At 71.4% G+C, this 23,956-nt stretch carries 18 protein-coding genes and 2 tRNA genes; 14 read left to right on the top strand and 6 right to left on the bottom strand.

Annotated features, from left to right (window positions below; genetic code table 11):
• Window positions 1-215 precede the first annotated feature (215 nt).
• Together acnA and ACFVSN_RS39790 are read left to right on the top strand one after the other, a co-directional pair.
• On the top strand, window positions 216-2,861 hold the full coding sequence (gene acnA / locus ACFVSN_RS39795; RefSeq protein WP_380444513.1) for an aconitate hydratase AcnA: 2,646 nt from the start codon (window positions 216-218) through the stop codon (window positions 2,859-2,861).
• Between the two features lie 79 nt (window positions 2,862-2,940).
• Window positions 2,941-3,570 carry a maleylpyruvate isomerase family mycothiol-dependent enzyme gene (locus ACFVSN_RS39790; RefSeq protein WP_380498626.1) on the top strand — a complete coding sequence of 210 codons (630 nt, stop codon included), beginning with the start codon at window positions 2,941-2,943 and terminating at the stop codon, window positions 3,568-3,570.
• A gap of 150 nt (window positions 3,571-3,720) precedes the next feature.
• Here ACFVSN_RS39790 and pepN read toward each other — a convergent pair whose 3' ends face one another.
• The gene (gene pepN / locus ACFVSN_RS39785) at window positions 3,721-6,285 is read right to left on the bottom strand and encodes an aminopeptidase N (RefSeq protein ID WP_387958316.1); all 2,565 of its coding nucleotides are present in this window, start codon (window positions 6,283-6,285) and stop codon (window positions 3,721-3,723) included.
• 227 nt (window positions 6,286-6,512) lie between these two features.
• Here pepN and ACFVSN_RS39780 point away from each other — a divergent pair, with 227 nt between their 5' ends.
• A complete protein-coding gene (locus ACFVSN_RS39780; RefSeq protein WP_380444516.1) occupies window positions 6,513-7,145 on the top strand; it encodes a disulfide bond formation protein DsbA in 633 nt (210 codons plus the stop codon).
• 77 nt (window positions 7,146-7,222) lie between these two features.
• Here ACFVSN_RS39780 and ACFVSN_RS39775 read toward each other — a convergent pair whose 3' ends face one another.
• Window positions 7,223-8,632 carry an amino acid permease gene (locus ACFVSN_RS39775; RefSeq protein ID WP_387958313.1) on the bottom strand — a complete coding sequence of 470 codons (1,410 nt, stop codon included), beginning with the start codon at window positions 8,630-8,632 and terminating at the stop codon, window positions 7,223-7,225.
• Between the two features lie 264 nt (window positions 8,633-8,896).
• Here ACFVSN_RS39775 and ACFVSN_RS39770 point away from each other — a divergent pair, with 264 nt between their 5' ends.
• From ACFVSN_RS39770 to ACFVSN_RS39755, 4 genes are all read left to right on the top strand, one after another.
• A complete protein-coding gene (locus ACFVSN_RS39770) occupies window positions 8,897-9,496 on the top strand; it encodes a biotin transporter BioY (RefSeq protein ID WP_380444518.1) in 600 nt (199 codons plus the stop codon).
• Between the two features lie 77 nt (window positions 9,497-9,573).
• A complete protein-coding gene (locus ACFVSN_RS39765; RefSeq protein WP_380500163.1) occupies window positions 9,574-10,059 on the top strand; it encodes a ribose-5-phosphate isomerase in 486 nt (161 codons plus the stop codon).
• 400 nt (window positions 10,060-10,459) lie between these two features.
• Complete coding sequence (locus tag ACFVSN_RS39760) at window positions 10,460-11,602, top strand: PP2C family protein-serine/threonine phosphatase (protein WP_380446134.1); 1,143 nt, start codon at window positions 10,460-10,462, stop codon at window positions 11,600-11,602.
• Window positions 11,603-12,132: 530 nt separating this feature from the next.
• Window positions 12,133-12,330: a hypothetical protein gene (locus tag ACFVSN_RS39755; RefSeq protein WP_363648347.1), complete on the top strand. Its 198-nt coding sequence runs from the start codon at window positions 12,133-12,135 to the stop codon at window positions 12,328-12,330.
• A gap of 29 nt (window positions 12,331-12,359) precedes the next feature.
• On the opposite strand, the gene ACFVSN_RS39750 is transcribed toward ACFVSN_RS39755, so the two are convergent.
• Complete coding sequence (locus ACFVSN_RS39750) at window positions 12,360-13,151, bottom strand: DUF6348 family protein (protein ID WP_380446133.1); 792 nt, start codon at window positions 13,149-13,151, stop codon at window positions 12,360-12,362.
• Between the two features lie 229 nt (window positions 13,152-13,380).
• Between ACFVSN_RS39750 and ACFVSN_RS39745 the strand changes: the two genes are divergently transcribed.
• Window positions 13,381-13,941, top strand: coding sequence for a hypothetical protein (locus tag ACFVSN_RS39745; protein WP_387599877.1), 561 nt, complete (start codon window positions 13,381-13,383; stop codon window positions 13,939-13,941).
• A 61-nt stretch (window positions 13,942-14,002) separates the two neighbouring features.
• Here the strand turns inward: ACFVSN_RS39745 and ACFVSN_RS39740 are convergent.
• A tRNA-Gly gene (locus tag ACFVSN_RS39740) sits at window positions 14,003-14,076 on the bottom strand.
• Window positions 14,077-14,250: 174 nt separating this feature from the next.
• Here ACFVSN_RS39740 and ACFVSN_RS39735 point away from each other — a divergent pair.
• From ACFVSN_RS39735 to clpX, 5 genes are all read left to right on the top strand, one after another.
• Window positions 14,251-14,324 (top strand) — tRNA-Pro (locus tag ACFVSN_RS39735).
• 295 nt (window positions 14,325-14,619) lie between these two features.
• Window positions 14,620-16,005, top strand: coding sequence for a trigger factor (tig, locus tag ACFVSN_RS39730; RefSeq protein ID WP_380497743.1), 1,386 nt, complete (start codon window positions 14,620-14,622; stop codon window positions 16,003-16,005).
• A gap of 297 nt (window positions 16,006-16,302) precedes the next feature.
• Window positions 16,303-16,917: an ATP-dependent Clp protease proteolytic subunit gene (locus ACFVSN_RS39725; RefSeq protein WP_329931219.1), complete on the top strand. Its 615-nt coding sequence runs from the start codon at window positions 16,303-16,305 to the stop codon at window positions 16,915-16,917.
• A 56-nt stretch (window positions 16,918-16,973) separates the two neighbouring features.
• A complete protein-coding gene (locus tag ACFVSN_RS39720) occupies window positions 16,974-17,636 on the top strand; it encodes an ATP-dependent Clp protease proteolytic subunit (protein WP_380446130.1) in 663 nt (220 codons plus the stop codon).
• Between the two features lie 249 nt (window positions 17,637-17,885).
• A complete protein-coding gene (gene clpX / locus ACFVSN_RS39715; RefSeq protein WP_329931163.1) occupies window positions 17,886-19,175 on the top strand; it encodes an ATP-dependent Clp protease ATP-binding subunit ClpX in 1,290 nt (429 codons plus the stop codon).
• Between the two features lie 87 nt (window positions 19,176-19,262).
• Here clpX and ACFVSN_RS39710 read toward each other — a convergent pair whose 3' ends face one another.
• Window positions 19,263-20,066 (bottom strand): hypothetical protein, encoded by an 804-nt coding sequence (locus tag ACFVSN_RS39710; RefSeq protein WP_380446129.1) that lies wholly within the window; start codon window positions 20,064-20,066, stop codon window positions 19,263-19,265.
• Complete coding sequence (locus ACFVSN_RS39705) at window positions 20,063-20,917, bottom strand: hypothetical protein (protein ID WP_387958310.1); 855 nt, start codon at window positions 20,915-20,917, stop codon at window positions 20,063-20,065. The genes ACFVSN_RS39710 and ACFVSN_RS39705 overlap by 4 nt, the downstream gene beginning before the upstream one ends.
• A gap of 188 nt (window positions 20,918-21,105) precedes the next feature.
• Between ACFVSN_RS39705 and ACFVSN_RS39700 the strand changes: the two genes are divergently transcribed.
• Window positions 21,106-23,742 (top strand): valine--tRNA ligase, encoded by a 2,637-nt coding sequence (locus ACFVSN_RS39700; RefSeq protein WP_387958307.1) that lies wholly within the window; start codon window positions 21,106-21,108, stop codon window positions 23,740-23,742.
• The last annotated feature ends 214 nt before the right edge of the window (window positions 23,743-23,956 follow it).

Raw genomic sequence — 23,956 nt, 5'->3', positions numbered from 1 at the left:
GGACGCCGACCCGGGCATGCCTGCGGTGGTGAACGCGGCGGCATGCACTATGGTTTATCTCGACATCGAGATAACTGCCCCTTACCATATATCTCGACATCAAGATACTTGCCGAGAGGCGCTCACCGGCGATGGCGGCAAGGTCAGCCTAAGTAAGGCTGACCTTACCACCGTGGTGGCCGGATATCGCGTGAAGCACCCAGAAGGAGTCAGTCGTGTCCGCGAACAGCTTCGACGCCCGCAGCTCGCTGCAGGTGGGCGACGAGTCGTACGAGATCTTCAAGCTCTCCGCCGTCGAGGGTTCCGAGCGGCTGCCCTACAGCCTCAAGGTGCTGCTGGAGAACCTGCTGCGCACCGAGGACGGCGCGAACATCACCGCCGCCCACATCGGCGCGCTCGGCAACTGGGACGCCACCGCCCAGCCGAGCCAGGAGATCCAGTTCACCCCGGCCCGCGTGATCATGCAGGACTTCACCGGCGTGCCGTGCGTGGTCGACCTCGCCACCATGCGCGAGGCCGTCAAGGAGCTGGGCGGCGACCCGGCCAAGATCAACCCGCTGGCCCCGGCCGAGCTGGTCATCGACCACTCGGTCATCGCCGACAAGTTCGGCACCCCGGACGCCTTCGTCCAGAACGTCGAGATCGAGTACGGCCGCAACAAGGAGCGCTACCAGTTCCTGCGCTGGGGCCAGACCGCGTTCGACGAGTTCAAGGTCGTCCCGCCGGGCACCGGCATCGTCCACCAGGTGAACATCGAGCACCTGGCCCGCACGGTCATGGTCCGTAACGGCCAGGCCTACCCGGACACCTGCGTCGGTACCGACTCGCACACCACCATGGTCAACGGCCTGGGCGTGCTGGGCTGGGGCGTCGGCGGCATCGAGGCCGAGGCCGCCATGCTGGGCCAGCCGGTCTCCATGCTGATCCCGCGCGTCGTCGGCTTCAAGCTGACCGGCCAGCTGCCGGCCGGCACCACCGCCACCGACCTGGTCCTCACCATCACCGAGATGCTGCGCAAGCACGGTGTGGTCGGCAAGTTCGTCGAGTTCTACGGCGACGGCATCGGCGCCATCCCGCTGGCCAACCGCGCCACCATCGGCAACATGTCGCCGGAGTTCGGCTCCACCTGCGCGATCTTCCCGATCGACGCGGAGACCATCAACTACCTGAAGCTCACCGGCCGCGACGAGCAGCAGCTCGCCCTGGTCGAGGCGTACGCCAAGGAGCAGGGCCTCTGGCACGACCCGTCGGTCGAGCCGGTCTACTCCGAGTACCTGGAGCTGGACGTCTCCACCGTCGTCCCGTCGATCTCCGGCCCGAAGCGCCCGCAGGACCGCGTGATCCTGGCCGAGGCCGCCGAGCGGTTCGCCGAGGCGCTGCCGGCCTACTCGGCCGAGGCCTCCAAGCCGACCACCGTCACCGCCCCCGACGGCTCGACGTACGAGATCGACAACGGCGCGGTCGTGATCGCCTCGATCACCTCCTGCACCAACACCTCCAACCCCTCCGTCATGCTGGGCGCCGCCCTGCTGGCGAAGAAGGCCGTGGAGAAGGGCCTGACGGTCAAGCCCTGGGTCAAGACCACCCTGGCGCCCGGCTCCAAGGTCGTCATGGACTACTACGAGAAGGCCGGCCTGCTCCCGTACATGGAGAAGCTGGGCTTCAACCTGGTGGGCTACGGCTGCGTCACCTGCATCGGCAACTCGGGCCCGCTGCCCGAGGAGGTCTCGGCCGCCGTCAACGAGTCCGACCTCGCCGTCGTCTCGGTGCTCTCCGGCAACCGCAACTTCGAGGGCCGGATCAACCCGGACGTCAAGATGAACTACCTGGCCTCCCCGCCGCTGGTGGTCGCCTACGCCCTCGCCGGCAACATGAACGTCGACATCACCAAGGACGCCCTGGGCCAGGACGCCGACGGCAACGACGTCTTCCTCGCCGACATCTGGCCGTCCGAGCAGGAGGTCGCCGCCACCGTCGCCGGCTCCATCGACCAGGACATGTTCGACAAGGGCTACCAGGACGTCTTCGCCGGCGACCACCGCTGGCAGTCGCTCCCGGTCCCGACCGGCAACACCTTCGAGTGGGACGCCGAGTCCACCTACGTCCGCAAGCCCCCGTACTTCGAGGGCATGGCCAAGACCCCGAGCCCGGTGACCGACATCGCCGGCGCCCGCGTCCTGGCCAAGCTGGGCGACTCGGTCACCACCGACCACATCTCCCCGGCCGGCAACATCAAGCCGGGCACCCCGGCGGCGCAGTACCTGACCGCCAACGGCGTCGAGAAGCGCGACTTCAACAGCTACGGCTCGCGCCGCGGCAACCACGAGGTCATGATCCGCGGCACCTTCGCCAACATCCGCCTGCGCAACCAGATCGCGCCGGGCACCGAGGGCGGCTACACCCGCGACTTCACCCAGGCCGACGGCCCGGTGTCGTTCATCTACGACGCCTCGCAGAACTACCAGGCCGCCGGCACCCCGCTGGTCGTCCTGGCCGGCAAGGAGTACGGCTCCGGCTCGTCCCGCGACTGGGCCGCCAAGGGCACCGCGCTCCTGGGCGTCAAGGCCGTCATCGCCGAGTCGTACGAGCGCATCCACCGCTCGAACCTGATCGGCATGGGCGTCCTGCCGCTGCAGTTCCCGGAGGGCCAGAACGCCGACTCCCTCGGCCTGACCGGCGAGGAGACCTTCTCCATCACCGGCGTGACCGAGCTCAACGACGGCACCACCCCGGCGACCGTCAAGGTCGTCGCCGGCGCCGTCGAGTTCGACGCGGTCGTCCGCATCGACACCCCCGGTGAGGCGGACTACTACCGCAACGGCGGCATCCTGCAGTACGTGCTGCGCTCGCTGATCGGCTGAGCACACCCGTAGCGCCAGGCCGGCCGGGTCGCATCCCCTCGGGGGTGCGGCCCGGCCGTCGTGGTAGTACCACGGAAGCATGGCGACGACACCGGACACCTGGGGGACGATCCACGCCGAGCGGCGCGCCCTGCTCGCCGACGTGCGGGACCTCACCCCGGAGCAGTGGGCGACCCCCTCGCTCTGCACCGGGCGGAGCGTGCAGGACACCCTCGCGCACATGGCGGCGACGGCCCGGATGACGCCGCCCGGCTTCTTCCTGAAGCTCGCCAGGGCGGGCTTCCGCTTCGAGGACATGGCCGCCCGCGAGATCGCCGAACTCACGAGCGGGACGCCCGCGGACACCCTCGCCGCCTTCCGGGCGCAGCTGGACTCGGTCGGCCACCCGCCGGGCCCGGTCGACAGCTGGCTGGGCGAGACGGTGGTGCACGCCGAGGACATCCGCCGCCCGCTCGGCCTCGCCCGGGCGTACCCGGTGGCGGCGCTGACCCGGCTGGCGGACTTCTACCGGGGCTCCAACCTGCTCATCGGCGGCAAGCGGAGGGTCGAGGGGCTGACCCTGCGGGCCACGGACGCGGACTGGACGGCGGGCAGCGGCCCCGAGGTGCGGGGCCCGGTGCTCGCGCTCCTGCTGGCGGTCACCGGGCGCAAGGTGGCGCACGCCGAGCTGGAGGGCGAGGGCCTGCCGCTGCTGGCCTCGCGCAACTGACGCTCCAGGCAGGGACGTTCACGCAAACACGTTCACGCAACGACGTTCACGTAACGACGTTCACGCAACGACGTTCACGCAACGACGTTCACGCAACGACGGAGGGGCCCGCCGTCCGCACGGCGGGCCCCTCCGTCGTTGCGTGAACGGTCAGGCCCGGTCGCAGGCCTGGGCGCGCAGGGCGCGGGCGAGGTCGTCCCGGCGCTCGATCACCAGGCGGCGCAGCGCGGGCGCCGCGTCGGGGTGGCCCTCCAGCCAGGCGTCGGCCTCGGCGAGGGTCGGCTCGCCGATCTGGGCGCTCGGGAAGAAGCCGCCGACGAAGCGCATCGCGATCTCGATGGTGCGCTCGGCCCAGATCTTCTCCAGGAGCTTGAAGTAGGGCGCCGCGTAGAGGGCGGTGAGGTCGCGGTGGGCGGGCAGCGCGAAGCCGGCGATGTTGGCCTCGACCAGGGCGTTGGGCAGTTCGTCGGAGTCGACGACGGCCGACCAGGCGGCGGCCTTGGCCTCGGGGGTGGGGCGGGCGGCCAGGCACTGGGTGTACTGGCGCTTGCCGCCGGCGGTGTTGTCGGCGGCGAGCTCCCCGGCGAGCTCGTCGTCGGAGGCCTGCCCGGCGGCGGCCAGGGCGAGCCACAGCGCCCAGCGCAGCTCCTGGTCGACGTCGAGGCCGTCGATCCGGGCGCTGCCGGCGAGCAGGCCGCGGACCAGGCCGAGGTGTTCGGCGCCGCCCGCGGTCTGGGCGAGGAAGCGGGCCCAGGCGAGCTGGTGGTCGCTGCCGGGGACGGCCCCGCGCAGTTCGCGCAGGGCGCCGTCGGCGAGCAGCCGGCCGCCCTCGGCGCGCCAGGCGGGGTCGGCGTAGAGGTCGACGGCGGTCTTGGCCTGGGTGTGCAGGGACTGCAGGACGCCGATGTTGCCCTCCTGGCCGGCGAAGCGCAGCACCAGGGCGACGTAGTCGCGGGCGGGCATGAGGCCGTCGCGGGTGAGGTTCCAGACCGCGGACCAGGCGAGGGCGCGGGCGAGGTCGTCGCCGATCTCGCCGAGGCCGGTGCGCAGGGTCTCCAACGAGGCGTCGTCGAAGCGGATCTTGCAGTAGGTGAGGTCGTCGTCGTTGAGCAGGACGAGCGCCGGGCGGGGGCGGCCGGCGGCCTCGGCGACGACGGTGCGGGCGCCGGTGACGTCGAGCTCGATCCGGGCGGTGCGCACCAGCGTGCCGTCGGAGTCGTGGTCGTAGAGGCCGACGGCGATCCGGTGCGGGCGCAGCACGGCCCCGTCCTGGAGGACGGCGAGTTCGGTGATCCGGCCCTCGGCGTCGGCGGTGACCTGCGGGGTGAGCGAGTCGACGCCGGCGGTCTGCAGCCAGGCGGCGGCCCAGGACTTGAGGTCGCGGCCGCTGGTCTCCTCCAGGATGCCCAGCAGGTCGGCGAGTTCGGTGTTGCCGAAGGCGTGGCGCTTGAAGTAGCGGCGGGCGCCCTCGAAGAAGGCGTCCGAACCGGCGTACGCGACCAGCTGCTTGAGGACGGAGGCGCCCTTGGCGTAGGTGATGCCGTCGAAGTTGAGCTTGGCGGCTTCGAGGTCGGGGATGTCGGCGGTGATGGGGTGGGTGGTGGGCAACTGGTCCTGCCGGTAGGCCCAGGCCTTGCGCTGGTTGGCGAAGGTGACCCAGGCCGAGCTGTAGCGGGTGCGGGCGCCGATCAGCCCGTAGGAGCCCATGAAGTCGGCGAAGGACTCCTTGAGCCACAGGTCGTCCCACCAGCGCATGGTGACGAGGTCGCCGAACCACATGTGCGCCATCTCGTGCAGGATGACGTTGGCGCGGCCCTCGTAGGCGGCGTCGGTGACCTTCGAGCGGAAGACGAAGTCCTCCTTGAAGGTGACGCAGCCGGGGTTCTCCATGGCGCCGATGTTGTACTCGGGCACGAAGGCCTGGTCGTACTTGCCGAACGGGTACGGGTAGTCGAACTGCTCGTGGAAGAAGTCGAGTCCGAGCTTGGTGACGCCGAGGATCTCGTCCGCGTCGAAGTGGCGCGCGAGGGACTTGCGGCACATCGCGGAGAGCGGGATCTCCAGGGTGGTGCCGTCGGGCAGCTCGCGGCTGTAGTGGTCGCGGGCGATGTGGTAGGGGCCGGCGACGACGGCGGTGAGGTAGGTGGAGATCGGCTTGGTCGGCGCGAACTCCCAGGTGCGGGCGCCCTCTTCGGTGTCGACGCGCTCGTGGACGGCGTTGGACCACACGTCCCACGCGGCCGGGGCGGTCACGGTGAAGGTGAACGGGGCCTTCAGGTTGGGCTGTTCGAAGGTGGCGAAGACGCGTCGGGCGTCGGCCGGCTCGTAGTGGGTGTAGAGGTAGGTCTCGCCGTCGGCCGGGTCGACGAAGCGGTGCAGGCCCTCGCCGGTGCGGCTGTAGGCGCAGTCGGCGTCGATGGTGAGGACGTTGTCGGCGGCGAGGCCGTCGACGTGGACGCGGGCGCCGTCGAAGGCGGTGGCCGGGTCGATCGCGCGGCCGTTCAGGGTGATCGAGCGGACGGCGGGGGCGAGCAGGTCGAGGAAGGTGGCGGTGCCGGGGCGGGCGCAGCGGAAGGCGACCGTGGTGGTGGAGCGGAAGGTCGCGGCCGCGGGGTCGGGCGCGGAGGTCACGTCCAGCCGGACCCGGTAGCCGTCCACGGTCAGGATGCTGGCCCGCTGCTGGGCTTCGTCGCGGCTCAGGTTCTTGCCCGGCACGGCGGTACTCCTTTGTCCGGCTCGCACGGTGGTGCGTTCTGGTCTGTGCTCTCCTGCGCGGCTTCGGCGCATCAGGGGCATCCTTTCACGCCGTCGCGCGCCAGTACCATTGCACAGGCCGGTGGGCCGCGGCGGAATCAGCGGGGCCGGGCGGGTGTTGGCGCCTGGACGGGGGGAACGCCTTTCCGCCCGTGATTTCCCCGGACACCTCACGAAGGACGACCGCAGTGACGACTGCCGCCGAGCGCAAGACCGCCGACTTCTGGTTCGACCCGCTGTGCCCGTGGGCGTGGATGACGTCCCGCTGGCTGATCGAGGTGCAGCAGCTGCGTCCGGTGGACGTGAACTGGCACGTGATGAGCCTGTCGGTGCTCAACGAGGGCCGCGACCTGCCGCAGCAGTACCGCGACCTGATGGACAAGGGCTGGGGCCCGGTCCGGGTGTGCGTCGCGGCCGCGCAGCAGCACGGCGAGGAGGTGCTCGGCCGGCTCTACACCGAGCTCGGCCTGCGCCTGCACAACCGGGCGATGCCGCTGGAGCGGGCGACGGTCGAGGAGGCGCTGGTCGCGGCGGGCCTGCCGGTCGAGCTGGCCGACGCGGCCGACACCGACGCGTACGACGAGGCCCTGCGCGCCTCGCACAAGGAGGGCATCTCGCTGGTCGGCGAGGACGTCGGCACCCCGGTGATCGCCGTCGAGGGCGCGGACGGCGACCGGGTCGCGTTCTTCGGCCCGGTGGTCACCCCGACCCCGCGCGGCGAGGCGGCGGCCCGGCTGTGGGACGGCACCCTGCTGGTGGCCTCCACCCCGGGCTTCTACGAGATCAAGCGCACCCGGACGGCGGGCCCGTCCTTCGAGTGACGCCCGTGGCGGAACGCGGGAGGCCCGGCACCACCTGGTGCCGGGCCTCTTCGCGTGCCTCTTCCGTGCGTGCGCCGCTACCGCGGGGCCGCGTCCCTGCGCTGCTTGAGCAGCCCGGCGGCGGCCAGCAGGGCGACCAGCACCCCGGCCGCGTACAGCTGCCGGCGGTTGCCCTCGGTGGTGGTCATCAGCGCGAGGATGGCGGCCACGGCGGCCATGGCCACCCAGGTCAGGTACGGGTAGCCCCACATCTTCACGGTGAGCAGCTCGGGCGCCTCGCGCTCCAGCCGGCGGCGCATCCTCAGCTGGACGAGGCAGATGAACAGCCAGACCACGAGGATCGCGACGCCGGTGGTGTTCATCAGCCAGGTGAACACGGTCGCGGGCCAGAACTTGGCGGCCAGCACGGCGCCGAAGCCGAACAGGCAGGAGGCCAGCACCGCCCGGCGCGGCACGCCGCCGCTCACCCGGGCCAGCGCCTTGGGGCCCTGTCCGCGGCCGACCAGCGAGTAGGCCATCCGGGAGGCGCCGTAGATGTTGGCGTTCATCGCGGACAGCAGCGCGATCAGCACCACCGCCTCCATGATCGTCCCGGCGCCGGGCACCCCGAGGTGGCGCAGCACGGTGACGTACGGGCCGTCCTGGACGACGGCCGGGTCCTTCCAGGAGACGAGGGTGACGACCAGGGCCATCGAGCCGATGTAGAAGATCGCGATCCGCCAGACCGCCGTCCGCACCGCGTTGGCGACGTTCTTCTTCGGGTCGTCGGACTCGGCGGCGGCGATGGTGACGGTCTCCAGGCCGCCGTAGGCGAACACCGAGGCGAGCAGACCGACGATCAGTCCGCTGACGCCGGTGGGCAGGAAGCCGCCCTGGCCGGTCAGGTTGGTGGCGCCGGGGGCGCCGGGGCCGAGGACGCCGGCCACGCCGAGGCCGCCGAGGACCAGGAACGCGACGATCGCGGCGACCTTGATCGTGGCGAACCAGAACTCGAACTCGCCGAAGTTCTTCACGGCGGTGAGGTTGCTGGCGCAGAAGAAGACCATGAACAGGCCGACCCAGACCCACGCCGAGACGCCGGGTATCCAGCCGTTGACGATCTTCCCGGCCGCGGTGGCCTCGGCGGCGACTCCGCAGCACAGCATGACCCAGTACATCCAGCCGGCGGTGATCCCGGCCCAGGGGCCGATCTCCTTCTCGGCGTGGACGGAGAACGAGCCGGAGGCCGGGCGGGCGGCGGACATCTCGCCGAGCATCCGCATGATCAGCATGACCAGCAGGCCGGAGAGCGTGAACGCGAGGATGATGGCGGGCCCGGCCGCCGCGATGCCCGCGCCGGAGCCGACGAAGAGGCCGGCGCCGATCACGCCGCCGAGCGCGATCATCGACAGGTGGCGCTGCTTCAGCCCGTGCGAGAGCTGCTGGCCGGCGGCCGGGGGAGCGGTGTCGCTGCTCCCGGGCGCCGGGGGCGCGGAGGTGGGGGCCATGGAGGGGGATCCAGACTGTGCGGAATGCGGCATGAGTTGTCCAATATCCGGGGACACCCCTGTCCATGCCAAGGGCGGGCGAGCCGGGCCCACCATGCGGACCCCGTCGTGACGCCGGGTCGGCGGGTGCTCACGTTCCGTCGATCGGGCGGTTCCGACAAGGTCCTGCGGTGGGGGTTTGTCCGAAACCGTGAAGGTGGCGGAGTCGATCACCGCGTAGGTTCACAGGTGTTCACTCACCTGGACCCCACGAGGAGTTCCCCCATGGCCATTGCCGGCACGTCGATACCGACCCGCGCCGTCCTCGCCGACCTGCTGCCCGCCGCCACCACCCGTCTCGGCGCGCAGGCCCGCGACCTCGCCCTGGTCGCCGGCGGCGCCGCGCTGACCGGCGTCGCCGCCCAGCTCTCGGTCAACGTCCCGGGCTCGCCGGTGCCCGTCACCGGCCAGACCTTCGCCGCCCTGCTGGTCGGCACCGCGCTCGGCGCCCGCCGCGGCGTCGCCTCGCTCGCCCTCTACCTGCTGGCCGGCCTGGCGGGCCTGCCCTGGTTCGCCGAGGGCACCTCGGGCTGGGCGATGCCCTCGCTCGGCTACGTGCTCGGCTTCGTCCTCGCGGCCGGCCTGACCGGCGCCCTGGCCCGCCGCGGCGCCGACCGCAGCCCGGTCAACACCGCCGTGACGATGGTCCTCGGCACCCTCGCGATCTACGCGGTGGGCGTCCCGTACCTGGCCTTCTCGCTGCACGTGCCGCTCGCCCGGGCCGCCGAGCTCGGCCTTTACCCGTACCTGGTCGGCGACGCCCTCAAGGCCGCGTTCGCCGCCGGCGCCCTCCCGCTCGTCTGGCGCCTGGCCGGCAAGCGGTAGCCGGCGGCGGCGGGCCGACGCGGGCGCCCGGCGCCCCCTGCGGAGCCCGGGTGCCCGCGCATGCCACACTCATGGGCATGCGCGTGTACCTGGGCTCCGACCATGCCGGATACGAACTGAAGAACCACCTCGTGGAGTGGCTCAAGGAGGCCGGCCACGAGCCGGTCGACTGCGGGCCGCACATCTACGACGCCGAGGACGACTACCCGCCGTTCTGCCTGCGCGCCGCCGAGCGCACCGCCGCCGACGCCGACGCCCTCGGCATCGTGATCGGCGGCTCGGGCAACGGCGAGGCGATCGCCGCCAACAAGGTCAAGGGCGTGCGGGCCGCACTGGCCTGGAGCGTGCAGACCGCCGAGCTCGGCCGTCAGCACAACAACGCCAACGTGATCTCGGTCGGCGGCCGCATGCACACCGTCGAGGAGGCCACCAAGTTCGTCGAGGTCTTCCTCGGCACCCCTTACAGCGGCGAGGCCCGGCACACCCGCCGGATCGAGATGCTGAGCGAGTACGAGACCACCGGCGAGCTCCCGCCCGTCCCGGCCCACCACCCCCAGGGCTGAGACGCTCCGCCCGCCGAATTCCCCACCGACCCTCCAGCGGCCGGCCGCGCTCCCCAGCGCGGCCGGCCGCCGTCGTCCGCGCCCCCGCGCCGCCTGTGGCATCGGCCACAGCCCGGCAGCGCGCGAAGACCCCCGCACGCGGGGCGCGTACGTCGTCCGCCTGGTTCGTACGCCCAACCGGCGCACGCCTCCTGACGCCGCGGCCACCACCGCACCGATCGGCCGAAACCCGCTGACGCGCCCGCACCTCGGCGCGACCGCCCCCGGCCGAGCCGTCGACGCCGGGCGGTGCCCGTGGATAAGGTCGGGCCCCATGGCTGGCAGACCGCCGGGCGCACCGCCCCAGACGACTGCGACGAGGCCCGGCGCCGTCCCGGCGTCCGACCCCGTGACGGCCCGGTTGCGCAGGAGGCTCCGCCGGGCCCGCCGAAGGCTGCGCACGGCCGGGGTCGACTACTTCCGCGGCGGCGCCGCCGACTGGCCGGTGCTCTGCGCGCTCGCGCTGCTCGTCCCGCTGCTGATCCTGCTCAACATCTGGATGCCCGCCTGGGCCCCGCCCACCGCCCTCGTCCTGCCGATCCTGGCCGGCGCCCTGCTGCTGCGCCCCGGCAGCCTCGTGGTGCTGTACGCGCTCGCCGCCCTCGGCCTGTCCGCCGAGTCCGTGATCCACACCGGCGAGCGGGTCGCCAGCCTGAACCCGGAGGCGTACGTCTACGGCGTCACCCCCGGCGCGGCCCTCGTGGTCGGCGCCGCCGGGGTCGGCGGCCTGCTGCTGGCCCAGTTCCGGGCCCGGGTCGGGGTGCCCTGGTGGGGCGGCTCGACGATGCTGTTCGACCTGCGCGAGCGGCTGCGGGTGCAGAGCCGCGTCCCGCGGCTGCCGGACGGCTGGCACGCCGACATGGCGCTGCGCCCGGCCGGCGGGCAGTCCTTCTCCGGGGACTTCGTGGTCGCCGCCCGCACCGGCCCGGGCCAGCGCGTGCTGGAGGTGGTCCTCGCGGACGTCTCCGGCAAGGGCATGGACGCCGGCTCGCGGGCGCTGCTGCTGTCCGGCGCCTTCGGCGGACTGGTGGGCTCGCTGCCCGCGCACGACTTCCTGCCCGCCGCCAACGGCTACCTGCTGCGCCAGTCCTGGGACGAGGGCTTCGCGACCGCCGTCCACCTGGTGCTCGACCTGGACACCGGCGAGTACGAACTGCTCTCCGCCGGGCACCTGCCGGGCATGCAGCGCCTGGCGGGCGCCGGGCGCTGGGAGGTCAAGGAGGCCACCGAGGGCCCGCTGCTCGGCATCTACGACGGCGCCAAGTTCGAGGGCGTGCGCGGACGCCTGAACCGCGGCGACGTCCTGCTGCTGTGCACCGACGGCATGGTCGAGGCGCCCGGCCGGGACCTCACCGAGGGCATGGACCGGCTGATGGGCGAGGCCGACCGGCTGGTGCCCGGCAGCGGCCCGGGCGCCGGGGCCGGCGCCGCCGCCGCGCTGATCGAGACGGTCGCCCGGGACATCAACGACGACCGCGCGGTGCTGCTGCTCTGGCGCGACTGACGCCCCGGCCGGCCGACGGGCCGTCCGCGGCGCCCGCCGCCGGATCGGGCGGGGCCCCGCGCCGGCACATGCCGCAGGCAGGAGCTGTCAAGCCTGGGTGCCGATCTTCGGCCAAATCGGGCGCCCCGTCAGCGGAGTGGACCTGAGCCTTCCGTTCCCCGCCGCCGCGCGTTTCCCGGCCGCTCAGCGCGGCCCCGCCGACGATTCGTCAGAACGACTCGGCTATCGTCTCGGACGGCGGAAACTCGTCTCGCATCCCAGGATATCGGCGTTGGGCCGACTGTCAGACCTTTACGCAATCGGCACGGTCGACCACACTGAGTCCGGGCGGGACTGGTCAGGATTCGGGGGATGGGGGGCGTCACGTGCGGCACGGAAGAGCTTGTGCGATCGCTGAGTGCTCCCCGCCCGGCCGGGGTGTGCCGGACGGTCCGCGATTCCGCCTCGGGACCGTCGGACAGGCCGGGGTCCGGCTTCGCAGGTGCCGCCGGCCGGTGGCGCCACGCTATGAAACGAGGAAGTGAGTCCGGGTGGCACTCTCCGTCTCCGCGCTGGTCCTGTTCGCGATCCTGTGCATCATCTTCATCCGCAACAAGCAGCTGAAGATCCCGCACGCGATCATCGCCGCCCTGTTCGGCTTCATGCTCCACGAGACCACCGTCGCCGGTTCGATCAACTCCCTGCTGGCGAACCTGGCCCACAGCATCTCCGGCATCACCGGCGGCTGACGGGAGGGCCGGCGGCACCCGCGCGAGGGTCACCGGCCGGCCCGTCTGGCCTCCCGCCAGCGAGCGAACAGTCCCCGGGGGCGCACTGCCGCCGGGGCGGGCGTGCGCACCGGTGCGGGCGCCCCGGCACTTGCCGGCACCACCGCCGGCCCGACCGGGCGCACCGCCGTCAGCAGGACGAACAGCCGTGCCCAGCACAGGCGTTCGCCGCGCGGCCAGTCCAGCGCGCGCAGCGCCGCCGAAGCCGCCTCCGACACCTCGCCGTCGACCCGGACCTCGGCGACGTCGTCGCCCGCCTTCCCGCCCAGGAAGAGCTTCACCCCGACCGGCCCCGCCCCGGTCAGCCCCGGCCGCAGCGCCGGCGCCAGCGCGGGCAGCACCCGGTGCTCCGTGAGCCAGGCCGCCAGCCGCTCGTTGCCGAAGCCGAACACCGCCGCCGGCCCCTGCAGCGCGTGCCAGCCGGGCAGTTCGGCGTGGTCCGCGCGGTCGGCGTACACGCCCCGGCCGTCCGCCAGCTCGACCAGCACCGAGGCGGTGGTGGTCGCCCACATCTTCACCGCGTTGGCGAGCTTCTCCTCCTCGGTCTTGCCGAGGCCCGCCGAACAGTCCCAGACCACGGGCGCGTCCGCCCGCCCCAGGTGCAGCACGAAGCCGAGGTCGACGTGACCGGCCCCGTCGCCGCCCGGGTGCTCGCGCACGGCCACCGCCGTCGTGCCCGGGCCGCGCACCACCTCGCCGTCGACGGTGAACACCTGCCCGAGCCCCGCCATCTCCCGCACGACGCAGCGCTGTATGACGGCAAGCCGCTCCTCGGGACGCACCGGAACTCCTCCACCTCGGGACCGCAGTCGTCTGCGTAGTGATCTGCGTGACGCGCGGTTCCGCGTGACGCTCCGGACACGCGATCGAACCGTGCTCGAACGCGCCGAGGCTATCGGCCCGACAGCCTGCCGGGAAACCGCCCGGACCGCCCGGACCTCCGGTCGCGGAAATGTCCGCCATGCCCCACTTTGGGAGCGGAACCTGAAGGCCGCCAGCCCGGAGAACCGCATGCCCCGCACCGTCCCGACGCCCCCGCCGCCGCTGCTGCCCCTCCCGCCGTCGATCCTGAGGGGCGCCGACGGCTCCGGCCTGGTCGCCGAGGTCGAGGCCTACCTCGCCTCCCTGCCCGCCTCCGCCCGCACACCCGTCCCGTACGTCTGCCCGTACGGCACCGCCCCGCTCGCGTGGCACGCCGGCCACCCCGAGCCCCGGGCGACCCTGGTCGGCCGGGTGCTGCGCCGCCCCGTCCGTCCGGTGCCGGTCAGCGCCGCCGACCACCTGCGGCTCGCCTCGCGCTACATCGGCGCGTTCGGCTGGCTCCAGGGCGCGCTGTGGGACGCGGGCGGCCGGGTCTGCCTCCTCGGCGCGCAGGCCGCCGTCCTCGCGCACGGCTACGGCACCCCGCGCACCGTCCGTACGGCGCGCGTCCAGCTGATGGAGGTCCTGCACGCGACCGGCCGCCCGGCGCACTCCCCGGACGAGTACAACGACCGCCCGACCACCCGGGAGGCCGACGTCCACCTGCTGCTCGACCGCGCCGCGGCCCGCGCCGCCCGCCTGGGGCTCTGACCTGCGGACGGACCCGGGAACGCCGACGGCCCCGGTGCGAGGACGCACCGGGGCCGGGCCGTGGAGCGGGCGACGAGAATCGAACTCGCGTGACTAGTTTGGAAGACTAGGGCTCTACCATTGAGCTACGCCCGCGTGATCCCCCGGCACGGAGCCGGAAGTTCGGGGAACAGCGTACCTGGTCCGGTCGCTCCCGTGCACACCGCATTTCTCCGCGCCCCCCGGACGCGCTCCCGAAACCCCTTCCGGCGGCCCGGAATAAGTCGGCGAACCGCCGGGGCCCGGCGTGTACGCTTCCTCTCGGCACCACGGGGTGTGGCGCAGTTTGGTAGCGCGTCCGCTTTGGGAGCGGAAGGCCGTCGGTTCGAATCCGGTCACCCCGACGTGCGGCAGGGTCTCGCCCACCGGGCGGGGCCCTGTTCTGTTCCCCGGGTACGGTGACGTCTGGCGTCCGCCTTTCGTGGTACCGGTAGGATGGGGCGCTGGCGGTAGTCCCTGCGGCGAACACCCAGGTCAACCGCACGAGGGCGAGGAGTCACGCTCACCGTCCACCCCCCACGGGAGATGCAGCTCCAACCGCCCATCGCCCGTCTCGCCAGACCCACCCGTACCGGCCCCGGCCGGCGCGATCCGGGGCTGGGGAGGCAACCTGACCGCAAGCCCATAGGAGACCAAACCGTGAAGAGCGCCGTCGAGACTCTGAACCCGACCCGGGTTCGACTCACCGTCGAGGTGCCCTTCGAGGAGCTCAAGCCCAGCCTCGACGCGGCGTACAAGAAGATCAACCAGCAGGTCACGGTTCCGGGCTTCCGTAAGGGCAAGATCCCGGCTCGCGTCATCGACCAGCGTTTCGGCCGTGGCGCCGTGCTGGAGGAGGCCGTGAACGACGCCCTGCCGCGCTTCTACACGCAGGCCGTCGACGAGGGCAAGATCGAGGTCCTCGGCCAGCCCGACATCACCAACATCGAGGGTGTCGAGACGATCGCCGATGGCGGTGACCTGAAGTTCACCGCCGAGGTGGACGTCCGCCCGGAGATCACCCTGCCGGAGTTCTCCTCCATCGAGGTGACCGTCGACCCGATCGTCGTCGCCGACGAGGACATCGAGAAGTCCCTGGAGCAGCTGCGCGAGCGCTTCTCCTCGGTCAAGGACGTCGAGCGCGCCGCCGCCGCCGGTGACATCGTGGTCGTCGACCTCGTCGCCACGGTCGACGGCGAGGTGCCGGAGGACGGCACCGCCAACGGCGTGAGCTACGAGATCGGCTCCGGCCGCCTGATCGACGGCATCGACGACGCCGTCACCGGCCTGGAGGCCGGTGGCACCGCGACCTTCGAGACCGAGCTCAAGGGCGGCACCCAGGCGGGCAAGACCTCCGAGGTCACCGTCACCGTCACCGCCGTCCAGGAGAAGGAGCTGCCCGAGCTGGACGACGAGTTCGCCCAGCTGGCCAGCGAGTTCGACTCCCTGGAGGACCTGCGCGCCGACTCCCGCAAGCGCCTGGAGCGCATGAAGGAGTACGACCAGGCCACCCAGGCCCAGGAGAAGGTCCTCGACGCCCTGCTCGCGCTGGTCGACATCGAGTACCCGGAGAAGCTCCTCAAGGACGAGATCGAGACCCGCAAGCACAACCTGGAGCACCACCAGCTGGAGCCGATGGGCCTGACCATCGACGCCTACCTGGAGACCCAGGGCAAGACCCGCGAGGAGTGGGAGGCGGAGATCGAGGAGCAGGCGAAGAAGGGCATCAAGACCCAGTTCGTCCTGGACCAGATCGTCGCCAACGAGGAGCTCGGGGTCAACCAGGAGGAGCTCACCGAGCACCTCATCCGCCGCGCCGCCGGCTCCGGCCTGACCCCGGACCAGTTCGCCCAGCAGGTCGTCCAGGGCGGCCAGGTTCCGCTGCTGGTCGGCGAGGTCGCCCGCGGCAAGGCGCTGGCCACCGTGGTCGAGGCCGCCAAGGTCGTCGACACCGAGGGCAACGAGGTCAACTTCGACGACGAGGACGAGTCGGGCGAGACCGTCGAGGCCACCGAGGCCGCCGCCGAGGAGACCACCGAGGCCTGATGGCCGCGGTAGCCCCCTGAGGCACGCAGCGGGCCCGGACGCCGTCATGGCGTCCGGGCCCGTCGCCGTTCCCGGCGCGGGCACCCCAACCGGAGCAGTCCCGTCCGGCGCGCGTGACCCTGCGCTCACAGCGAACAGTTCTGCGTGGGGGATTCTGCGGCCCGGCCTGCGCGTTAGGGTCCTTGGACAGCAACAATCACGACGTGATACCCGGAAGCTGTGCGACACCGTGACGGCCGCCCGGCGACCGTCCAAATCGACTGAGCAGGTGGCTAAGTGACGTTCCCGCAGATGCAGATGGGCCCGATGGCGCCGCACGCCGCCTCTGGTGACGTGCTCGGCGGCCTGGGCGACCAGGTCTACAACCGGCTGCTCAACGAGCGGATCATCTTCCTCGGCCAGCAGGTCGACGACGACATCGCCAACAAGATCACCGCGCAGCTGCTCCTGCTGGCCGCGGACCCGGAAAAGGACATCTTCCTCTACATCAACTCCCCGGGCGGCTCGATCTCGGCCGGCATGGCGATCTACGACACCATGCAGTACATCAAGAACGACGTCGTCACCATCGCGATGGGCATGGCGGCCTCGATGGGCCAGTTCCTGCTGACGGCCGGCGCCAAGGGCAAGCGCTTCTCGCTGCCGAACGCCAACATCCTGATGCACCAGCCGTCGGCCGGCCTCGGCGGCTCCGCCACCGACATCCGCATCCAGGCCGAGCAGCTGCTGCGCACCAAGAAGCGGATGTCCGAGCTGATCGCCTTCCACAGCGGCCAGTCCTTCGAGCAGATCACCCGGGACTCCGACCGCGACCGCTGGTTCACGCCGGAGGAGGCCCTGGAGTACGGCCTGATCGACGCGATCATGCACAGCGCCGCGGACGTTCCCGGCGGCGGCGGCACGGGCGCCTGAGCCTCGGCCCGGCCCACGAGACCACAGCCCCAACGCCCCGGAGGACAAGAACCCCCATGAACATCCCCAGCCTGTCGGCCGCCCAGGCCCGCGTCGAGGACATGCGCGCCGAGGGCCGCTACATCGTCCCGCGCTTCGTCGAGCGCACCACGCAGGGCATCCGCGAGTACGACCCGTACGCCAAGCTGTTCGAGGAGCGCATCATCTTCCTCGGCTCGCAGGTCGACGACGTCTCGGCGAACGACATCATGGCGCAGCTGCTGTGCCTGGAGTCGATGGACCCGGACCGCGAGATCCAGATGTACATCAACTCGCCCGGCGGCTCGTTCACGGCTCTGACGGCCATCTACGACACCATGCAGTACGTCAAGCCGGACATCACCACGGTCTGCATGGGCCAGGCGGCCTCCGCCGCGGCCGTGCTGCTCGCGGCCGGCACCCCCGGCAAGCGCATGGCGCTGCCGAACGCCCGGATCCTGATCCACCAGCCGTACACCGAGACCGGCCGCGGCCAGGTGTCCGACCTGGAGATCCAGGCCAAGGAGATCTTCCGGATGCGCGAGCAGCTGGAGCAGATGCTCTCCAAGCACTCCAACAAGTCGGTGGAGCAGGTGCGCGAGGACATCGAGCGCGACAAGATCCTCACCGCCGAGGAGGCCGCCGAGTACGGCCTGATCGACCAGATCATCTCCACCCGCAAGACCTCGCTGACCTCCTGAGGTCGGCAGGGCGCCGGGGCGGGCGCGCGCGGGTCGCGCGCGCCCGCCCCGGACCCTTCGGCGGCCGCCGCGACGGCATCTGTTCGGTATCAATTCGCCCAGGGCGTAGGGCAGACCCGGCGAAGAGGACGGAATCAGGGGCCCGGCAGAGTACCGTCGGATAGCGAGACCGATCGCCGTCGGCGTTGACGGTCCACAGCACCAGGCCCCGGAACCCCCGCGGGGCCCCTGGCGAAGGGGAAGCACCTCGTGGCACGCATCGGAGACGGTGGCGACCTGCTCAAGTGCTCGTTCTGCGGCAAGTCGCAGAAGCAGGTGAAGAAGCTGATCGCCGGCCCAGGCGTGTACATCTGCGACGAGTGCATCGACCTGTGCAACGAGATCATCGAGGAGGAACTCGCCGAGACCTCCGAGGTGCGCTTCGAGGAACTCCCGAAGCCGCGCGAGATCTACGAGTTCCTGGACCAGTACGTGGTCGGCCAGGACCTCGCCAAGAAGGCGCTGTCGGTGGCCGTCTACAACCACTACAAGCGCGTCCAGGCGGGCGAGGCGGGCCGCAGCGGCGGCAACGGCCGCGACGACGCGATCGAGCTGGCCAAGTCCAACATCCTGCTGCTGGGCCCCACCGGCTCCGGCAAGACCCTGCTGGCGCAGACCCTGGCCCGGATGCTCAACGTGCCGTTCGCGATCGCGGACGCCACGGCGCTGACCGAGGCCGGGTACGTCGGCGAGGACGTCGAGAACATCCTGCTCAAGCTGATCCAGGCGGCCGACTACGACGTCAAGAAGGCCGAGACCGGGATCATCTACATCGACGAGATCGACAAGGTCGCGCGCAAGAGCGAGAACCCGTCGATCACCCGGGACGTCTCCGGCGAGGGCGTGCAGCAGGCGCTGCTGAAGATCCTGGAGGGCACCACCGCGTCGGTGCCGCCGCAGGGCGGGCGCAAGCACCCGCACCAGGAGTTCATCCAGATCGACACCACCAACGTGCTGTTCATCGTCGGCGGCGCGTTCGCCGGCCTGGAGCGGATCATCGAGGGCCGCGCGGGTGCCAAGGGCATCGGCTTCGGCGCGAACATCCGCTCCAAGCGGGAGTCGGACGCGAGCGACCACTTCCGTCAGGTGATGCCCGAGGACCTGGTGAAGTTCGGCATGATCCCGGAGTTCATCGGCCGTCTGCCGGTGATCACCAGCGTGCACAACCTGGACCGCGAGGCGCTCCTGCAGATCCTCACCGAGCCGAAGAACGCGCTGGTCAAGCAGTACCGCAAGCTCTTCGAACTGGACGGCGTGGAGCTGGAGTTCACGCGTGACGCGCTGGAGGCGATCGCCGACCAGGCGATCCTGCGCGGCACCGGCGCGCGCGGGCTGCGGGCCATCATGGAGGAGGTGCTGATGTCCGTGATGTACGAGGTCCCCTCGCGCCAGGACGTCGCCCGCGTGGTGGTCACCGGGGACGTGGTCTCCAAGCACGCGATCCCGACGCTCGTCCCGCGCGACATGATCAAGCGCGAGCGGCGCGAGAAGAGCGCCTGAGTCCTGAAGCCTTGAACGAGAGGGCCCCGCACCGTCGTGGTGCGGGGCCCTCTCGCGTGTTCCGTTCGCCCGGTGGGTGGCTCGTGGTTACTTCGGCACCTCGGCGACCGCGCGCAGGTCGCGGGTGTCGGCGGCGAGCTTGTCCACGTCCGGCTGGGTGCCGTCGTCGGCGCCCTTGAGCACCATCACGAGGCTGCTGCTGTCGGCCCAGGCGCACACGGCCATCTTGGTGTCGCCGTCCACGGACGTCCCGCACTCCATGGTGCCGCCCTTGGGGCCGGGGTCGACCGCGTGCCGGTCGCCGACCTGCCCGCCCGAGCCGGAGAAGCCCTGGAACATCTGGTCCAGCTCCTGCTTGGGCAGCAGGACCTTGCCGTACACGCCGACCGCGACCAGCTGCGGGTCGGAGTTCGCGTCCTGGTAGACCGCGGCGACGCCGGTGGGCTTCCAGTTGCCGTCACCGTTGCCGATCTTGGACGTGATCTCGTCCTGGATCTTCCGGGTCGTGGTCGGGTCGTCGTTGGCCTTGAGGTCCTTGAAGGCCGTCGGCATCACGATCTTCTGGGTGCCCGCGTTGCTCGTCACGTCGAAGACGAAGTACGCGAGCGCGCCGCCGCCGAGGAGCAGCACGCCGAAGACGCAGCCGAGGACGATCCACAGCGTCTTGTGCGACGTGCGGGGCGGGGGCGGCGGGTACATCCCGTACCCGGGGTAGCCGGCCTGGTCGGGCGCGGGGTAGCCGGGTGGCGGCGCCTGCGGCGGCACGGCGCCGTAGGGCTGGTCGGTGGGCGGCGGGGGAGCCCCGAAGGGCTGGCCGGCGGGCGGCGGCGGTGCCCCGTAGGGCTGGTTGGGGGGCGGCGGCGGTGCGCCGTACGGGCTCTGGTCGGTCACTTGGCCACCTTCATCGCGTCACGGATGGCGCGGGTCTTCTCCGCGGCCTGGGCCGGGGAGAGCGGGGTCGGGGCGGTGCCGGTGATGCTGACGTGGTTGAAGCTGACGTGGCCGTAGGTGGACTTGTCGGCCCACACGCAGACCACGGGTCCGGGCTTGCCGATGATGCTGGTGGCGCCGCAGGCGAGCTTCGCGGCGGAGCTCGTGCTGTCGTTCGCGGGGTAGTCCGTCATCGGCGTCGTCCAGGTGAGGCCGCCGCTGTCCTGCTTCGACTCCTGGATGATCTGGTCGGGGCTGTTCAGCTGCCCGTAGATGCCGATCACCGAGATCGTGTCGAGCGGGTCGGCGCCCTTGGTGTAGCTGGAGATCACGCCGATGAGGTTCGAGCCGTACTTCGTGGACTCGGGCTTGTTGGGGTCGGCCGGCTTCTCGTCGGACGACTTCTTGACGTAGCCGTCCGGCAGCGACTGCGGGGCGGAGAGCTTGTAGTTGCCGCCCGAGGAGTCCTTGCCGCCGAGGACCTTCCACGCGGCGAAGCCGCCGCCGCCGAGCACGAGCGCGCCGATCACGAGGCCGACCACCAGGCCGCCCTTGCCCTTCTTCGGCGGCGGCGGGTACCCCGGCTGGCCGTACGGGGCCTGCGGAGGCGCGCCGTAGGGCTGCTGGGGCGCGCCGTACTGCGGCTGGCCCTGCGGCGGATAGCCGTACTGGGGCTGCGGCGCGCCGTACGGCTGCTGCGGCTGCTGCGGCGCCCCGTACGGCGGCTGCGGCTGCTGCGGCGCGCCGTACGGGGGCTGTCCCCCGTAGGGCTGCGGCTGTCCCTGCGGATACTGCTGACCCTGGCCGTACATCTGTCTGTGCTCCCCCGCCGCACCCGCGGCCTGTCTGGTGTGGAATTGTCCCGTGTACGTCCGGAAATCCAGACGATTGTCCGGGCACGGTACCGCACGCCGCCGACGGGGGAGCCGGTCGGGAGCGCGGTGTCCGCGGACCGAAAGCGGTTCGTAACCCGAGCCCGCCGTTACGTAAACTGTGCGTCGTGACCGACACGACGAACCAGCGCCCCGTGAGCACCACCGGGGACGATGCGGCAACCCTCCCGACGACCTACACCCCCGCGGACGTAGAGGGCGAGCTGTACGAGCGCTGGGTAGAGCGTGGCTACTTCACCGCGGACGCCAAGAGCGACAAGCCCCCGTTCACCATCGTCATCCCGCCGCCGAACGTGACCGGCAGCCTGCACCTGGGCCACGCCTTCGAGCACACGCTGATCGACGCGCTGGTGCGCCGCAAGCGGATGCAGGGCTACGAGGCGCTCTGGCAGCCCGGTATGGACCACGCCGGCATCGCCACCCAGAACGTGGTCGAGCGCGAGCTCGCCAAGGAGGGCAAGTCCCGCCACGACCTGGGCCGCGAGGCCTTCGTCGAGCGCGTCTGGCAGTGGAAGGCGGAATCCGGCGGCCAGATCTCCGGCCAGATGCGCCGCCTCGGCGACGGCGTGGACTGGTCGCGCGAGCGCTTCACCATGGATGAGGGCCTCTCCCAGGCCGTGCAGACCATCTTCAAGAAGCTCTTCGACGACGAGCTGATCTACCGCGCCGAGCGCATCATCAACTGGTGCCCGCGCTGCCTGACCGCCATCTCGGACATCGAGGTGGAGTACCAGGACGACGACGGCGAGCTGGTCTCGATCCGCTACGGCGAGGGCGAGAACTCCATCGTCGTCGCCACCACGCGCGCCGAGACGATGCTGGGCGACACCGCGGTCGCCGTCCACCCCGAGGACGAGCGCTACAAGCACCTGGTCGGCACCGAGATCGAGCTGCCGCTCACCGGCCGCCGCATCCCGATCGTCGCCGACGCCCACGTCGACCCGGAGTTCGGCACCGGCGCCGTCAAGGTGACGCCCGCGCACGACCCGAACGACTTCGAGATCGGCCAGCGCCACGGCCTGCCGAACATCGCCGTGATGGACGAGCACGCCGTCATCACCGTGCACGGCCCCTTCCTCGGCCTGGACCGCCTGGAGGCCCGCTCGGCGATCGTCGCCGCGCTGCGCGCCGAGGGCCGGATCGTCGCCGAGAAGCGCCCGTACGTCCACTCGGTCGGCCACTGCTCGCGCTGCAAGACCACCATCGAGCCGCGGCTGTCGATGCAGTGGTGGGTCAAGGTCGGCCCGCTGGCGAAGGCCGCCGGCGACGCGGTCCGCGACGGCAAGGTCAAGATCCACCCGCAGGAGATGGAGAAGCGCTACTTCGACTGGGTCGACAACCTGCACGACTGGTGCATCTCGCGCCAGCTGTGGTGGGGCCACCGCATCCCGGTCTGGTACGGCCCGAACGGCGAGGTCGTCTGCGTCGGACCGGACGAGCAGCCGCCCGCCGGCGAGGGCTGGCACCAGGACACCGACGTCCTGGACACCTGGTTCTCCTCCGGCCTGTGGCCGTTCTCCACGCTCGGCTGGCCCGAGCAGACCGAGAGCCTCGCGAAGTTCTACCCGAACTCCGTCCTGGTGACCGGCTACGACATCCTCTTCTTCTGGGTCGCCCGGATGATGATGTTCGGCCTCTACGCGATGGACGGCACCCCGCCGTTCCACACCATCGCGCTGCACGGCATGGTCCGTGACCAGAACGGCAAGAAGATGTCGAAGTCCTTCGGCAACGTGGTCAACCCGCTGGACTGGATGGACAAGTACGGCTCCGACGCGCTGCGCTTCACGCTCGCGCGCGGTGCCAATCCCGGCGTCGACGTGCCGATCGGCGAGGACTGGGTCCAGGCGTCCCGCAACTTCGCCAACAAGATCTGGAACGCCACCCGCTTCGCGCTGATGAACGGCGCCACCGTCGAGGGCCCGCTGCCCGCGCCGGAGGAGCTGACCGCGAGCGACCGCTGGATCCTGTCGCGCCTCAACAGCACCGTCGCCGAGGTGGACGGCCTGTACGACGACTACCAGTTCTCCAAGCTCTCCGAGGGCCTGTACCACTTCGCCTGGGACGAGGTCTTCGACTGGTACGTCGAGCTCTCCAAGACCACCCTGGCCAAGGCCGGCCCGCAGGCCGACGCCGCGCGCCGGGTGCTCGGCGAGGTCCTGGACGTCACGCTGCGCCTGCTGCACCCGATCGTGCCCTTCGTCACCGAGACGCTGTGGACCACGCTCACCGGCGCCGAGTCGGTCGTCATTGCCGACTGGCCGAAGGACAGCGGCTTCCGTGACGCCGCGGCCGAGGCGGAGATCGCCACGCTGCAGCAGGTCGTCACCGAGGTCCGCCGGTTCCGCACCGACCAGGGCCTCAAGCCGGGCCAGCGCGTCCCGGCCACCCTGGAGCTGGACGGCACCGCGCTGGCCGCCCACGAGGACGCGATCCGCTCGCTGCTGCGGCTGACCGCCCCCGAGGAGGGCTTCGCGGCCACCGCCTCGCTGCCGGTCGCCGGCGCCACCGTGGCGCTGGACCTCTCCGGCACCATCGACGTCGCGGCGGAGCGCAAGCGCCTCGCCAAGGACCTCGCGGCGGCCGAGAAGGAGAAGGCCCAGACCACCGGCAAGCTCGGCAACGAGGCGTTCCTCGCCAAGGCGCCGGACGACGTGGTCGCCAAGATCCGGACCCGCCTGGAGGCCGCCGAGGCCGACATCGCCCGGATCACCGCCCAGCTCGCGGCGCTGCCGCAGGGCTGAGCCGCCCCACCGGTCCACGAGGGGCCGTATTCCGCGCCGAGCGGAGTACGGCCCCTCGGCCGTTTACGCCGAATAGCCCAGCGCCATTGCTCCCTTCCGGCGAATATTCATCCTGGACCGGGTAAGGTCCTATTCCGCTCGAATTCATTCCGGTCTTGCCAGCGCGGGTTCTCGGAAGTTTGCAGGTCGGATGTGTACGGTGTGCTCTGAGTTT

Source organism: Kitasatospora sp. NPDC057904 (genome assembly GCF_042887925.1).
Taxonomy (GTDB): domain Bacteria; phylum Actinomycetota; class Actinomycetes; order Streptomycetales; family Streptomycetaceae; genus Kitasatospora.
This window is presented reverse-complemented; position numbering and strand designations above follow the sequence as displayed.